At 66.1% G+C, this 14,103-nt stretch carries 15 protein-coding genes; 12 read left to right on the forward strand and 3 right to left on the reverse strand.

Annotation, left to right across the window (positions count from 1 at the left end):
• Positions 1-4 precede the first annotated feature (4 nt).
• The 4 genes from EF888_RS04045 to murD all read left to right on the forward strand — a co-directional run bounded on the left by EF888_RS04045 (position 5) and on the right by murD (position 4,380).
• Positions 5-1,417, forward strand: coding sequence for a UDP-N-acetylmuramoyl-tripeptide--D-alanyl-D-alanine ligase (locus EF888_RS04045; RefSeq protein ID WP_109757955.1), 1,413 nt, complete (start codon positions 5-7; stop codon positions 1,415-1,417).
• Positions 1,418-2,500 (forward strand): phospho-N-acetylmuramoyl-pentapeptide-transferase, encoded by a 1,083-nt coding sequence (gene mraY, locus EF888_RS04050; protein WP_109757565.1) that lies wholly within the window; start codon positions 1,418-1,420, stop codon positions 2,498-2,500. It abuts the gene before it with no gap.
• 4 nt (positions 2,501-2,504) lie between these two features.
• Positions 2,505-2,903: a DUF6524 family protein gene (locus EF888_RS04055; RefSeq protein WP_109757566.1), complete on the forward strand. Its 399-nt coding sequence runs from the start codon at positions 2,505-2,507 to the stop codon at positions 2,901-2,903.
• Between the two features lie 76 nt (positions 2,904-2,979).
• Positions 2,980-4,380 carry a UDP-N-acetylmuramoyl-L-alanine--D-glutamate ligase gene (murD, locus tag EF888_RS04060; protein ID WP_109757567.1) on the forward strand — a complete coding sequence of 467 codons (1,401 nt, stop codon included), beginning with the start codon at positions 2,980-2,982 and terminating at the stop codon, positions 4,378-4,380.
• A gap of 9 nt (positions 4,381-4,389) precedes the next feature.
• Here murD and fsa read toward each other — a convergent pair whose 3' ends face one another.
• Positions 4,390-5,043 (reverse strand): fructose-6-phosphate aldolase, encoded by a 654-nt coding sequence (gene fsa, locus EF888_RS04065; RefSeq protein WP_109757568.1) that lies wholly within the window; start codon positions 5,041-5,043, stop codon positions 4,390-4,392.
• Between the two features lie 99 nt (positions 5,044-5,142).
• On the opposite strand from fsa, the gene EF888_RS04070 reads away from it, so the two are divergent.
• The gene (locus tag EF888_RS04070) at positions 5,143-7,335 is read left to right on the forward strand and encodes a primosomal protein N' (protein ID WP_109757569.1); all 2,193 of its coding nucleotides are present in this window, start codon (positions 5,143-5,145) and stop codon (positions 7,333-7,335) included.
• Here EF888_RS04070 and EF888_RS04075 read toward each other — a convergent pair.
• Positions 7,329-7,790 carry a hypothetical protein gene (locus EF888_RS04075; protein WP_109757570.1) on the reverse strand — a complete coding sequence of 154 codons (462 nt, stop codon included), beginning with the start codon at positions 7,788-7,790 and terminating at the stop codon, positions 7,329-7,331. The two genes, EF888_RS04070 and EF888_RS04075, sit on opposite strands and share 7 nt — an antisense overlap.
• A gap of 102 nt (positions 7,791-7,892) precedes the next feature.
• Here EF888_RS04075 and EF888_RS04080 point away from each other — a divergent pair, with 102 nt between their 5' ends.
• From EF888_RS04080 to EF888_RS04095, 4 genes are all read left to right on the forward strand, one after another.
• A complete protein-coding gene (locus EF888_RS04080) occupies positions 7,893-9,119 on the forward strand; it encodes an MFS transporter (RefSeq protein ID WP_109757571.1) in 1,227 nt (408 codons plus the stop codon).
• 53 nt (positions 9,120-9,172) lie between these two features.
• On the forward strand, positions 9,173-9,829 hold the full coding sequence (gene msrA / locus EF888_RS04085; RefSeq protein WP_109757572.1) for a peptide-methionine (S)-S-oxide reductase MsrA: 657 nt from the start codon (positions 9,173-9,175) through the stop codon (positions 9,827-9,829).
• Between the two features lie 31 nt (positions 9,830-9,860).
• Positions 9,861-10,730, forward strand: coding sequence for a 50S ribosomal protein L11 methyltransferase (locus EF888_RS04090; RefSeq protein WP_109757573.1), 870 nt, complete (start codon positions 9,861-9,863; stop codon positions 10,728-10,730).
• Positions 10,731-10,831: 101 nt separating this feature from the next.
• Positions 10,832-11,179 carry a hypothetical protein gene (locus EF888_RS04095; RefSeq protein ID WP_109757574.1) on the forward strand — a complete coding sequence of 116 codons (348 nt, stop codon included), beginning with the start codon at positions 10,832-10,834 and terminating at the stop codon, positions 11,177-11,179.
• Positions 11,180-11,279: 100 nt separating this feature from the next.
• Here the strand turns inward: EF888_RS04095 and EF888_RS04100 are convergent, their stop codons facing one another.
• The gene (locus tag EF888_RS04100) at positions 11,280-11,471 is read right to left on the reverse strand and encodes a DUF1127 domain-containing protein (protein ID WP_109757575.1); all 192 of its coding nucleotides are present in this window, start codon (positions 11,469-11,471) and stop codon (positions 11,280-11,282) included.
• Positions 11,472-11,825: 354 nt separating this feature from the next.
• On the opposite strand from EF888_RS04100, the gene ruvC reads away from it, so the two are divergent.
• The 3 genes from ruvC (at position 11,826) to ruvB (ending at position 14,093) form a co-directional block, all read left to right on the forward strand.
• Complete coding sequence (gene ruvC, locus EF888_RS04105) at positions 11,826-12,320, forward strand: crossover junction endodeoxyribonuclease RuvC (RefSeq protein WP_109757576.1); 495 nt, start codon at positions 11,826-11,828, stop codon at positions 12,318-12,320.
• Entirely contained in the window at positions 12,317-12,970 is a 654-nt protein-coding gene (ruvA, locus tag EF888_RS04110) for a Holliday junction branch migration protein RuvA (protein ID WP_109757577.1), read from the forward strand. Before ruvC ends, ruvA begins: the two co-directional genes overlap by 4 nt.
• A 100-nt stretch (positions 12,971-13,070) precedes the next feature.
• Entirely contained in the window at positions 13,071-14,093 is a 1,023-nt protein-coding gene (gene ruvB / locus EF888_RS04115; protein ID WP_109757956.1) for a Holliday junction branch migration DNA helicase RuvB, read from the forward strand.
• The last annotated feature ends 10 nt before the right edge of the window (positions 14,094-14,103 follow it).

Here is a 14,103-nt window from a genome sequence, read left to right on the forward strand (position 1 = left end):
CGTGATGGGCGCCGAGGCGCTTGGCCCTGCGTGGACCGCGACGGGTGTGTCCATCGACACGCGCACGCTGAAGCCGGGCGACCTGTTCGTGGCGCTGACGGACGTCCGCGACGGTCATGATTTCGTCGCCGACGCCTTGAACCGGGGGGCTGCGGCCGCGCTTGTGTCGCGCGTGCCTGAAGGCTTGGACAGGGATGCGTGCCTCCTCGTCGTTCCCGATGTCCTCGCCGCGCTGGAACGCCTGGGAGCGGCAGCGCGGGAACGGACGGCAGCCAAGGTCGTGGCCATCACCGGCTCGGCCGGCAAGACCTCGACAAAGGAGATGCTGCGTCATGTCCTTTCGGCGCAGGGTCGCACCCACGCCGCCGAAGCAAGCTACAACAACCACTGGGGCGTTCCGCTGACGCTGGCGCGGATGCCGGCCGAGACCGACTTTGCGGTCATCGAGATCGGCATGAACCATCCCGGCGAGATCGAGCCGCTCGCGCGCCTCGCCCGGCCCGACGTCGCCATCGTCACCACGGTGGCCGCGGCGCATCTCGAGGCCTTCGACAGCGTCGAAGCCATCGCCGAAGAGAAGGCGGCGATCTTTCGCGGGCTCGAACCGGGCGGAACGGCGCTGTTCAACGCCGATGTCGAGACCGCGCCGATCCTGAACGCCGGCGCGAAGCTGCACGCCGCGCGGCGCATCGGCTTCGGCGAGCACGCCGACGCCGCCTTGCGGGCCGACAGCGTCACGCTCTGCGCCACGGCGAGCGTCGTCGAGGGCCACTTCGGCGGGCGGTCCTTCATCCTGAAGGTGGGGGCGCCGGGACGGCATTTTGCGATGAATGCCCTTGCCGTCTACGGCGCAGCCCTCGTGCTGGACGTCGACACCGACATCGCGGCCTGTGACATCGGCCTGTGGCGTGCACCGGCTGGACGGGGCCAACGCGAGACGCTTGTGCTGGACCAGGTCGAGGATCTGACCGCCGACTTGATCGACGATGCCTTCAATGCCAACCCCGCCTCCATGACGGCCGCCTTCGAAGTGCTGGCGCAGATGCCGACCGGCGCGACGCAGGACGGTCGTGGCCGGGGCAGGCGCATCGCCATCCTGGGCGACATGCTGGAACTGGGGGTCGAGGAACTGGCTCTCCATGCCGACCTCGCCGCCCATCCGGCGATGGAGAGGATCGACCGCGTCGAGTGCGTCGGACCGAGGATGCGAGCGCTCTACGAGGCTCTGCCGGCTCACAAGCGCGGGAGGTGGGTCGACACGGCGCCCGAACTCGCGCAGATCGCGCACCGGCTCATCGGGGCGGGCGACGTGGTGCTGGTGAAGGGATCGAAGGGGTCGAAGGTCAGCCTGGTCGTCGACGCGCTGCGCAAGCTGTCACGCGTGACGGACCGGGAAGAGGAAAAGGGACTGGCATAGATGCTGTACTGGCTCACCGCGTTTTCGGACGGCGGCGATTTCTTCAACCTCTTCCGCTATATCACCTTCCGGGCAGGCGGCGCCTTCTTCACGGCGCTGATCTTCGGTTTCCTTTTTGGCCGGCCTCTCATCAATCTCTTGAAATCGAAGCAGAAGCGCGGCCAGCCGATCCGAGACGACGGCCCCGCCAGCCACCTGACCACGAAGGCGGGCACACCGACGATGGGAGGTGTGCTGATCCTGGGCGCGCTGATGACCTCGACGCTTCTCTGGGCGCGGCTCGACGGCGGCTTCATCTGGATGATCCTCTTCGTTACCCTGGCCTTCGGGCTGATCGGTTTCACGGACGACTATCAGAAGGTCACGAAGCACACTCACGCCGGCATCTCGGGGCGGACGCGGCTTGCCATCGGCTTCGCCATCGCCGCCGTCGCTGGGGTCTGGGCGGCCTGGCTGCATCCCGAGTCCCTCACGAACCAGCTCGCGATCCCGGTCGTCAGCGGGCTTGTGAATATGGGCCTGCTCTTCGTGCCTTTCGCGATGCTGGTCATCGTGGGCTCGGCAAATGCGGTGAACCTGACCGATGGCCTGGATGGCCTTGCCGTCATGCCGGTGATGATCGCTGCGGGCTCGCTCGGCATCATCGCCTATTCCGTGGGCCGCACCGACTTCACCGAATACCTCGGCATCAACTACGTGCCGGGCACCGGCGAAATCCTGATCTTCACGGCCGGCCTCATCGGCGGCGGATTGGGGTTCCTATGGTACAATGCCCCGCCCGCCGCCGTCTTCATGGGGGATACCGGATCCCTTGCACTCGGCGGTGCCTTGGGCGCCATCGCCGTCGCGACCAAGCACGAGATCGTCCTGTCCATCATCGGGGGTCTCTTCGTCGTCGAGGCGATGTCGGTCATCATCCAGGTGGCTTATTTCAAGCGCACCGGAAAGCGGGTTTTCCTGATGGCCCCGATCCACCATCATTTCGAGAAGAAGGGCTGGTCCGAGCCGCAGATCGTGATCCGCTTCTGGATCATCGCGCTGATCCTGGCCCTTGTCGGCCTGGCCACGCTGAAGGTGAGGTAAGATCATGGGCTTCGTCATCCGCTGGCTGGTTGCCTTCGTCCTTCTGGCCGCGACGTACAACCCGACCGACCTGAACTATGTCAGATGGGCGATGGCGCAGTGGGACGAGCAGATGCCGCTGGTCGTCCTGGGCGGCGTCGTTCTTCTGATCGCCTACGTCCTGTTCTTCACGGCCGTGCTGCGCGGGATCGGCGGGGTGGGCGTCGTCCTGATCCTCGCCCTCGTCGCGGCGCTTGTCTGGGTGGCGTCGGACTTCGGCTGGCTCAGCCTCGAGAACCCAACGGCGAACACATGGCTGGCGCTGCTGGCGCTCTCGGTCGTGCTGGCCGTCGGCATGTACTGGGGTATCCTGTGGCGCAAGCTTTCCGGTCAGTTCGAGACCGACGACACGAGCGAGGGCTGATGCGCCGCGTGGTCATCTCGGGTTGCGCAGCGGATATATGCCGGGTCGTCAAGCGTCTCGGTCTGGGAGCCTCCGCGTGATCCCGGTGCGAGGTGTAGAAGGCACTCGGATCGCGGTCCTGGGACTGGGCCGGTCAGGCCTGTCCGCCGCCCGCGCGCTGAAGGCAGGCGGCGCCGAGCCTCTGCTCTGGGACGACAGCGAGGACGCACGGGACAAGGCGGCGGCAGAAGGCTTCACCCTTCACGACCCCTCCCGCCGCGAAGCATGGACAGGCGTCGCCGCCCTGATCGTCAGCCCCGGGATCCCGCACCTCTATCCCGAACCGAATCGCTGGATCGCCGCGGCCATCGACGCGGGCGTGCCGGTCGACAACGACATCGGGATGTTCTTCCGATCCCTCGCCACTCCCGACTGGGACAGCTTCGACATCCCGCCCCGCGTTGTCGCGGTGACCGGATCGAACGGCAAGTCGACGACCTCGGCGCTGATCCATCATTGCCTTCTCGCCTCGGGCCGCGAGAGCCAGCTGGCCGGCAACATCGGGCGCGGCGTTCTCGACATCGACCCGCCAGGCGATGCCGGCGTCGTAGTGCTGGAACTGTCGTCCTATCAGACCGACCTGGCCCGTGCGCTGACGCCCGACGTAGCGGTCTTCACCAACCTCTCACCCGACCATCTCGACCGGCACGCAGGTATGGGCGGTTATTTCGCCGCCAAGCGCCGCCTCTTCGCCGAGGGGGGACCGGACCGGGCCGTGATCGGTGTGGACGAGGTCGAGGGTCGCTATCTTGCCAACCAGATGGGCGAAGGACCGGGCGACGACCGCGTGATCCGGGTGTCCGTGGACCGCAAGCTCGAGGGTCCGGGATGGTCGGTCTGCGCGCGCAAGGGGTTCCTGTCAGAGACCCGCAAGGCGCGGCAGGTCGCCTCTGTCGATCTTCGCGGCATCAGGGGACTGCCAGGCGCGCACAATCACCAGAACGCCTGCGCGGCCTACGGCGCACTTCGCGCCCTGGGCCTTTCGCCAAAGCAGATCGAAGAAGGTTTCCGTACCTTCGAGGGCCTGCCGCACCGGAGCCAGATCGTCGCCGAGAAGGGCGGGGTCACCTACGTCAACGATTCGAAGGCCACGAACACGGACGCCGCGCAATGCGCCCTGGAGGCGTTCGATCGCATCCGCTGGATCGTTGGCGGCCAGTTGAAGGACGGCGGGCTGACGCCCCTCAAGGGGCACCTCGACCACGTTGTGAAGGCCTATGTCATTGGCCGGCACGCGCATGAGACGGCGCTGGAGATCTCGCAGATCCCGCATGAGGTCTGCGAGACGATGGCGGTCGCTGTCGCCCGCGCCGCTGCCGAGGCGCAGCCGGGCGAGACGGTCCTTCTTGCGCCGGCCGCCGCAAGCTTCGACCAGTACGACAACTTCGAGAGGCGCGGTGAGGATTTCGCGGCCGAGGTCGCGACGCTCCCCTCCTGATCCTCGACGTCAGAGGATCTTCTGACCCGTCTTCGCCCAGTCCTTCAGGAAGCCTTCGAGGCCTTTATCGGTCAGCGGGTGCGCCACCATCTTCTTGATGACGTCGGGCGGGGCGGTCGCCACGTCGGCGCCGATCTTCGCGGCTTCGCTCATGTGGTTGGCCGAGCGGATCGAGGCGGCGAGGATCTGGGTCTCGAAGTCGTAGTTGTCGTAAATCTCGCGGATATCCGCGATCAGGTCCATGCCGTCGAGGTTGAGGTCGTCGAGGCGTCCGATGAAGGGCGACACGAAGGTGGCCCCGGCCTTGGCCGCGAGGATCGCCTGGTTCGCCGAGAAGCAGAGCGTAACGTTGACCATTCGGCCCTCGCCCGTCAGGACCTTGCAGGCCTTCAGCCCGTCCCACGTCAGTGGAACCTTGATAACGATGTTGTCCGCGATCTTGGCCAGTTCCCGGCCCTCGGCGATCATGGTCTCCGAGTCGAGAGCAACCGTCTCGGAGCTGACCGGGCCCGAGACCATGTCGCAAATTTCCTTTGTGACCTCCTTGATGTCGCGGCCGGACTTGGCGATCAGCGACGGGTTCGTGGTCACGCCATCGACCATGCCAAGCTCGTGAAGCTCGCGGATGGCGTCTATGTCGGCGGTATCGACGAAGAATTTCATGAGGGCCCTCTCTGGCGCAGCGTCGGGGTTTCGTGGCAGTGATAGCGCAACGACACGGGGGGCTGAACCCCCGTTCTGAGCGGAAAGGGCCGGGAACGCGTGCCGGGATTCTTCGACGAAGGCGACCTGATCTCGGTCCTGACGACCCAGCCCCTGGACCGCACGCTCGACTACAAGGCCCCCGAGGGCGGGTGTTTCCAAGGCGCTTTCGTCGAGGTGCCGCTTGGTCCGCGCAAGGTTCTGGGCGTCGTCTGGAGCGAGGGCGAGGGCGGCTATGACCTCGCGAAGGTGCGCAGCGTCATCCGCGTTCTCGACGCCGCACCGATGCGCGAGGAGATGCGGCAATTCCTGTTGCGCGCAGCCGAATACACCCTGACGCCGATGCCGGCGATGCTTCGGCTCGCCACGCGCTCGCCGGGGCTGGGCGACCCGCCGTCGATGCGCATCGTCTATCGCAGGGGCACGACCGAAGCGCCGGACCGGTGGACGGACGCGCGGCGCAAGGTGATGGCGGTCCTCGACGATTATGGCGGTCTCGCCTTCACGCTTGGCGAACTGGCCGAAATGGCGGGCGTCTCGACGACGGTGGTCAAGGGTCTCGTGAAGCAGGGTGTCGTCGCCGAGGAACAGAGCCCGCGCGATACGGCCTATCCGCGGCTCGATCCGGACGCGTCACGCCAGGCCCTGACCGACGAACAGCAGGCTGCGGCGGATGTCCTGACGGCGGGCGTCGCCTCGCGCAGCTATGGCACGACCCTTCTCAAGGGCGTCACCGGGTCGGGCAAGACCGAGGTCTACCTCGAAGCCGTCGCCGCCTGCCTGCGCGCGGGCCGGCAGGCCCTTGTCCTTTTGCCCGAGATCGCCCTGACCGCGGGCTTCCTCAACCGGGTCGAGGACCGCTTCGGCGCGCGTCCCGCCGAGTGGCATTCGGGCGTCACCATGACCGAGCGCCGGCGCGCATGGCGCATGGTGGGCGAGGGTGGCGCGGATCTGGTCGTGGGCGCGCGGTCCGCCTTGTTCCTGCCGTTTCGCGACCTCGGGCTGATCGTCGTCGATGAAGAACACGACACCTCCTACAAGCAGGAGGACGGCGTTCTTTACAACGCCCGCGACATGGCGGTGCTGCGCGCCTCGATCGAAAACGCGCAAGTCGTGCTGGCGTCGGCGACGCCCTCGCTCGAATCCTGGGCCAATGTCGAAGCCGGAAAGTACGCGCGCCTCACGTTGACCACGCGCTTCGGCGAGGCCGTCCTGCCCGAGATGCGGGCCATCGACATGCGCAACGAGCCGCTGCCATCGAACCGCTGGATCTCGGACACGCTGGCTCGGGAGGTACGGGCGCGGATCGAGGCGAGGGAACAGTCGCTTCTCTTTCTCAACAGGCGGGGCTACGCGCCCGTCACGATTTGCCGCGCCTGCGGGCACCAGATCGGCTGCGACCATTGCGACGCGCGGATGGTCGAGCACCGTTTCCAGAAGCGACTGGTCTGCCATCAGTGCGGCGAGACGAAACCGATCCCGGCCAAGTGTCCGTCATGCGAGGCCGAGGATCGTCTCGCCCCCGTGGGCCCTGGGGTCGAGAGGCTGGCCGAAGAGGTGGCGGCGCTCTTTCCCGATGCCCGTGTTTCCGTCTTGTCGTCCGATCTGTTCGGCTCGGCCCGCGCGCTGAAGGCGCGGATCGAGGAGATCGCCGAGGGTGGCGCAGACATCGTCATCGGGACGCAGATCGTCGCCAAGGGGCATAACTTCCCGCTTCTGACCTTGGTCGGAGTGATCGACGCGGACCTCGGTTTGCAGGGCTCGGACCTCAGGGCGGCCGAGCGGACGTTCCAGTTGATGCGTCAGGTCTCTGGCCGGGCCGGGCGGGCCGAGCGTCCGGGCCTTGCCCTTCTCCAGACCTTTCAGCCCGAGCACCCGGTGATACGCGCCATCCTGTCGGGCGACGAGGAGGAGTTCTGGCGCACCGAGGCCGCCGAACGGCGTCATGCCGGCGTCCCGCCCTATGGCCGGATGGCTGGGATCGTCCTGTCGTCGACTGACATTCAGCAGGTCTTCGACGTTGGCAAGGCGCTCGCCGCCCGGACGGAGCCACTGCGCCGTATCGGCGCGCAGGTCTATGGCCCCGCCGCCGCACCTATCGCGCGCATCCGGGGGCGCCATCGCGTCCGGCTTCTGGTCAAGGCCGACAAGGGCGCGCCTCTGCAGCCGGCGCTGGCCCGCTGGATCGCCCAGATCAAGCTGCCGGGCGACTTCCGCCTGTCGGTCGATATCGACCCGCAGACCTTTTACTGACGCCCAAGGTCGAAGCTCAATCCATAGGCGAAGATGGCGTCGGTCGTCGCGCCATCGCCGGGGATCATCAGAGCGAATGCCTTGCGGTAGCGCACCTTCAGCCCCGCGATGGGAACCACGTCGCCAACGGCGACCGGCACCTTGTGACCGTCGCCCGGATAATGCGCGAGGCCCACGAACCCCTCGAGGCTCAATTCCCCGCGCCGAAGGATCGTCCGAGAGGCCGAAAGCGCAAGCGACCGCCTGCCGTAGGAGTTGCGATAGACGCCGACGGTGAGCGTCGTGCCGGACGGATTGTCCCAGTCGAGGAAGATGCCCGGATTGGTCTGCTCGAATTCGAGCGTTGCGTCGGCGTGGTAGGATCCCATCAGGATCGAGAGGCGGTCGGGCGGCCCGGCGAAGGCAGGGACGGCGTGCGTCAAAAGGGCGACGGCGGCTAGGACGTGGCGATTCATGCGCCCCGGATAGCCCGAGGGAAGTTAACCCCGATTGAACGCCCCCCCTGCGCCAATCGGAAGCTCTGGTGAATGGCAGGTGAAGGGCGTAAGCGCTTGGCAATGCGCGCTCTCTCGCTGGACCAGACTCGGACGCGTCCCCTTCGGCAGGGGCCGGTGGCATTGCTTGTCCTCATGGCCGTCGCCATGCCACTCGCCTTTTCGACCTGGAGCGCGCTTCTGAACAACTTCGTGTTCGAGCGCGCGGCCTTCACCGGCGTCGAGATCGGCTGGCTTCACACGGTGCGCGAGATACCGGGATTTCTCGCAATCGCGATCATCCCGATCCTCGTCGTGATGCGCGAGCAATCCATAGCCCTCTTGTCCCTCGTGACCCTGGGCCTCGCAACGGCGGTGACGGCATGGTTCCCGACGTTCGGAGGCCTTTTGGCCGTCACGCTCGTGTCTTCTGTGGGGTTTCACTTCTTCGAGGCGGTCTACCAGTCGCTTCAGCTTCAATGGTTGCCGCGGGACCGTGCGCCGCAGGTCCTGGGCTGGCTCGTCGCCGTGGGCTCGGCTGCGTCGCTCGTGTCTTACGGGCTGCTCGTCGCGACTTGGGACGTCTTCGACCTTGGCTACGACACCGTCTACCTCGTTTCGGGCGGAGCCTGCGTCGCCATCGCCATCTACTGCCTCGCCGCCTTTCCGCACTTCGAGGCCGAGGAACAGACCAAGCGGCTCGTCCTGCGTCGCCGTTACTGGCTCTACTACGCGCTTCAGTTCATCACCGGAGCGCGCCGCCAGATCTTCGTGGTCTTCGCCGCCTTCATGATGGTCGAGCACTTCGGGTTCGAGGTTCACCAGCTTTCGGCGCTCTTCCTGGTGAACTACATAGCCAACATGGGCCTTGCGCCGCTGATGGGACGCGGCTTGGCGAGGTGGGGCGAGCGAAACGTCCTTGCCTTCGAATACGCGGGCCTCGTCTTCGTCTTCCTGGCTTACGCAGGCGTTTACGTCTTCGGCTGGCCGGCCTGGGTCGCGGCGACACTCTACGTTCTCGACCACCTCTTCTTTTCGCTGGCCTTTGCCAAGCGCACATACTTCCAGAAGATCGCGACGCCCTCGGACATCGCACCGACAGCCGCCGTGTCCTTCACGATCAATCACATCGCCGCGGTCGTTCTGCCGGTTTCCCTCGGATACGCCTGGATCGTGTCGCCGAGCGCGGTTTTTCTGTTCGCGGCCCTGCTGGCCCTTGTTTCGCTGCTGCTCGCCCTTCTCATCCCCCGTCACCCGGTCCCCGGGCACGAGACGATCTTTTCCGGCCTCCGCGCATCATCGGTCGAGTAGAAAGACGGGCCCGCGACGCCTATATCTGTCGCAGGTCAACGAAAGGACACACGATGTTCCAGATGCTGCGGAAAAAGAGCGAGATGGTCAGCCCCGAAGCCGCCCTGCCGGGTCGCTCTCAGCCCGTCTCCACGGCGAAGACGCACTTCGTCTATGGCACGCCCCTGTCAGCCGAGGTGCCGGCGGGGATGGAGGTCGCGGTGTTCGGAATGGGCTGCTTCTGGGGCGTCGAACGGATGTTCTGGAAGCTGGACGGCGTCGTCTCGACGATGGTCGGATATGCCGGCGGATACACCCCCAATCCGACCTACGAGGAAGTCTGCTCGGGCCGCACGGGCCATACGGAAGCCGTGCGCGTGGTCTATGACCCCTCGGTGATTTCCTACGACGACCTTCTCCGCACTTTCTGGGAGGGTCACGATCCGACCCAAGGAATGCGGCAGGGCAACGACGCGGGCACGCAGTACCGGTCGGCGATCTATTGGCACACCGAAGCTCAGAAAGAGGCCGCCGAGGCGTCGAAGGCGGCTTTCGGGCCCCGGCTGAACGCTGCCGGCTATGGCGCCGTGACGACCGAAATCCGCGAGGCGCCGGACTTCTTCTTCGCCGAGGATTATCACCAGCAGTACCTCGCCAAGAACCCGAATGGCTATTGCGGTGTCGGCGGCACCGGAGTGACCTGCCCGATAGGCACCGGCGTGGGCGCTTGACGGCGGACATGCCCAGGCCTACGCGCGGTCCATGAGCACCTGGACCGCGCTGACCACGCTGAACGACCGCGCCCGCGCCGAGGCGCTTGTCGAGGCTGTCGAGGTTCTGGACCCCTTCGGCGTCGGCATCTTCGAGATCGAGGATGGTTCGAACACCTGGGAGGTCGGGGTCTATTTCGAGGATCGGCCGGACGATGTGGCGCTGGCCCTTCTGGCCGCCTCGGAAGGCGCTCGGCCCTTTACGGTATCCGAGGTGCCCGACACCGACTGGGTGGCCCACGTCAAGCGAGAGCTGACACCCGTCGAGGCCGGGCGCTTCTTCGTCTACGGAAGCCATGACGCCGACCGCGTCCCCGAGGGCCGCGTGGCGCTTCTGATCGAGGCTGCGATGGCCTTCGGCACGGGGCACCACGGCACGACGCTCGGCTGCCTGCGGGTCATCGACCGGATGAGGGACGAGGGCGTGCGACCCGCTCGCATCGCCGACATCGGGTGCGGGACCGCTGTTCTTGCCATGGCGGCAGCCTCCGTCTGGGATGCCGAGGTCGTCGCGTCGGACATCGATCTGGTGGCGGTCGAGGTGGCGCGCGTCAACCTGGACGCCAACGGGCTTTCCGGCCGCGTCGAGACGGTCGAAGCCGTGGGCTTCGATCATCCGCGCCTCGGCGGTCCGTTCGACCTTGTGCTGGCGAATATCCTCAAGGGTCCGCTCATCGACCTCGCGCCCGACATGGCGCGCGTCATCGCTGCGGGTGGGACGGCGATTCTGAGCGGTATCCTCGTCGATCAGGCGGACTCCGTGGTGTCTCATTATGAGCAGGCTGGTTTCAGTCTTGCCCATAGAGAAGACATTGTTGACTGGACGACGCTCAGGTTGACCCGAAAAGACCCCGATTCCTAATGAAGTCTAGGCTTTCCGGTCACTTACGCCATATTGCTGCCACATTCCGGCATATATCTGTCAGACGCCGGGTCAATTGACGGCGTCCTGGAGCCTGCCATATGTCTGCTTCTCAGTTCGAAGAATTCGATCGCCGGATGCGCCGGATCAGCCGGCGTCACTCCAAGCTTTCGCAAGGCTATGTAACCTCGGTGAACAGCGACGGGCTCGTCGTCGCCAGGCCGAAACGACGCAGCAATCGGTCCACCCTGCGCGGTGTAGCGATGGTTGTCATCGTCCTGATCGCGTTCAAGGGCTTCCTGCACTCGCAGATCGGGTCGGCAGCCTATGCAGAACGTGTCGATGCCCTGTCGCAGGGGTCGGCGATCGAGAAGGGCGGCGCCTTCGTGATGGTGGCGGACCCGCTGACGCTGTGGCTGTCCCAGAAATTCAGTTCCCTCGTGCGATAGAACCAATGCCGGAGGCGTCCGGCGAAATTTCTTCGGTCGCACAAGGAAAGGCCGTGTCGCAGGACACGGCCTTTCTTTTTGGTCGAAGCCCTGGCGCCGTTCAGCGGATCAGGTCGATGTCGCCACGGGTCAAGCCGATGTCGTTCAACTCGTGAGCGCTGAGACGGGACAGGATGATGCGGGTCCGGCGGGCGTCGTTCCAGGCGATCAGCCGCGACACGAGAGTCGCGAGCGAGAGGGCGGAGCGGTCGCCGAAGCCGGTCACGACGGGAGAGACGTGCGCGTTGGCCATTGGAAGAGTCCTTCGGACGGAGTTGAATTGCAGCCGGGCAGTTAGGCGTGTTCTCGACTTCGAGCAAGACGAGAAAATGCATGACTGTCATGCATTTGGAGCATGAGTTACGGGTGTCTGAAGGACCGTTGCGAAAGCAAGCAAAATGGGGCCTTTGGGAAGCGTTCGACGTCGCATTGGCCAGCTTTTTCGCAACAGTGTTGCGGCTTCGATCTGTACAGCATTCTACGCATCCGACGGCGACCGTGGCCGAAGCGTCACGCTTCCGACTTCCGGCGCAGACGCAATCTCCTTGGACCATGTTCGCGTTTCGTGCTACTCCCTCGGGAAAAGGCGAACGAGCAGGGCGGGAACATGCGCGTCATGGGGCTGGATCCGGGGCTGCGGGCTCTGGGATGGGGGATCGTCGACGTGTCGGGATCGCGCCTGTCGCACGTCGCGAACGGCGTCTGCCGTACCGAGCAGGGCGCCCTCGGAGCGCGCCTCGCACGTCTCTTCGAAGAACTGTCCGAGGTCTTCGTGCGCTTTGCCCCCGACGCAGCCGCCGTGGAACAGACCTTCGTGAACCGCGATGGCGCAGCGACGCTGAAGCTGGGGCAGGCCCGCGGCATCGCCATGCTGGTGCCCTCGCGCGCCGGGATCGTCGTGGGGGAGTACGCGCCGAACGCCGTGAAGAAGGCGGTGGTGGGTGTAGGTCATGCCGACAAGCGCCAGGTCGACCACATGGTGCGGATGCAGTTGCCGGGGGTCGAGATCGCCGGCCCTGACGCGGCCGACGCGCTCGCCATCGCGATTTGCCATGCGCACGTCTCGCAAACGCTCGCCCGGCTTGCAGGCATAAGGTCATGATCGGGCGCATCGCAGGGCGGATCGACCACCGCGGCGCGGACCACGTCCTGATCGACGTGAAGGGCGTGGGTTATGTCGTCCACGTCAGCGACCGCACGCTTGCCGGCCTTCCGCCCGTAGGTGAGGCGGCTGCGCTTTATACCGAGTTGCTCGTTCGGGAGGATCTCCTTCAACTTTTCGGATTTCCGACCCTGGTCGAGAAGGAATGGCACAGGCTTCTTATGGGAGTGCAAGGGATCGGCGCGAAGGCGTCCATGGCCATCCTCGGCACCCTCGGACCCGACGGGGTCGCCCGCGCCATCGCCCTTGGCGACTGGAACGCGATCAAGGCGGCGCCGGGCGTCGGCCCGAAGATCGCACAGCGGGCGGTGAACGAGTTGAAGGGCAAGGCGCCGGCGATGATGGCGCTTGGCACGGGCGGCGCCCCGCGGCTGCCCGACGACGACGGCGAGGTGATCGAGACCGCCCCCCGCCCTGCCGCGCCGGTCAACGCCTCCGCGCAGGCCGAGGCGCTGTCGGCGCTCCAGAACCTTGGATATGCGCCGGGCGAGGCAGCGGGCGCGGTGGCCGAGGCGGCGGGTGCCGATCCCGATGCGGATACCACGGTCCTGATACGTGCCGCCCTCCGGCGCCTGGCGCCGAAGGGATGATCACGTCTCGTTTCATGGGCGCTTCGGACGGTGCGGACCGACGAGGGCGCGCTGCCCCCTCGGACTCCCCCGAAGGACTTGCGGGTCGATGGAGGACAAGGTGAGCGAACCCGATCCTCTCGTCCGTCCCGAACCGCGCCCGGAGGACGCCGACCGCGCCTTGAGGCCGCAGACGCTTGGCGCGTTCATCGGCCAGGCCGAGGCTCGCGCGAACCTCCGCGTCTTCATCGAAAGCGCCCGCCGACGCGGCGAAGCGATGGATCACACGCTGTTCCACGGGCCGCCCGGTCTGGGGAAGACGACCTTGGCTCAGATCGTGGCGCGCGAGCTTGGCGTGAACTTCCGGATGACGAGCGGGCCGGTGCTGGCGAAGGCCGGCGACCTGGCCGCGATCCTGACGAATCTTGAGCCGAGGGACGTGCTTTTCATCGACGAGATTCACAGGCTGAACCCTGTTGTCGAAGAGGTGCTCTATCCGGCGCTCGAGGACTTCGAACTCGACCTCGTCATCGGCGAGGGCCCCGCGGCGCGGACGGTGCGAATCGAGCTTCAGCCTTTCACCCTTGTCGGCGCCACAACGCGTCTCGGCCTTCTGACGACGCCGCTGCGGGACCGCTTCGGCATCCCGATCCGGCTTCAGTTCTACACCGAAGACGAGCTTTTCGAGATCGTGACGCGGGGCGCCCGGCTTCTGGGCATCGCGGCCGAGGACCAGGGCGCGCGCGAAATCGCGAAGCGCGCGAGGGGCACGCCTCGTATAGCCGGCCGCCTTTTGCGCCGGGTGGTCGATTTCGCGCTGGTCGAGGGCGACGGCGTCCTGACGCAGGACCTGGCCGACAGCGCTCTGACGCGACTTGGGGTCGATCACCTTGGCCTCGACGGCGCGGATCGGCGGTATCTCGGACTGATTGCGGAACATTACCAGGGCGGACCTGTCGGTGTGGAGACCCTGTCCGCCGCGCTGTCGGAAAGCCGCGACGCCATCGAGGAAGTCATCGAGCCCTTCCTGCTTCAGCAGGGGCTGATCCAGCGTACCCCTCGAGGGCGGATGCTGACGCAGGGAGCCTGGTCGCACATGGGGCTGTCTGCGCCTTCCGGTCCGGACCAGGGCAGGCTAATTTGACCTGAATAGT

This window comes from Silicimonas algicola (genome assembly GCF_003970735.1).
Classification (GTDB): domain Bacteria; phylum Pseudomonadota; class Alphaproteobacteria; order Rhodobacterales; family Rhodobacteraceae; genus Silicimonas; species Silicimonas algicola.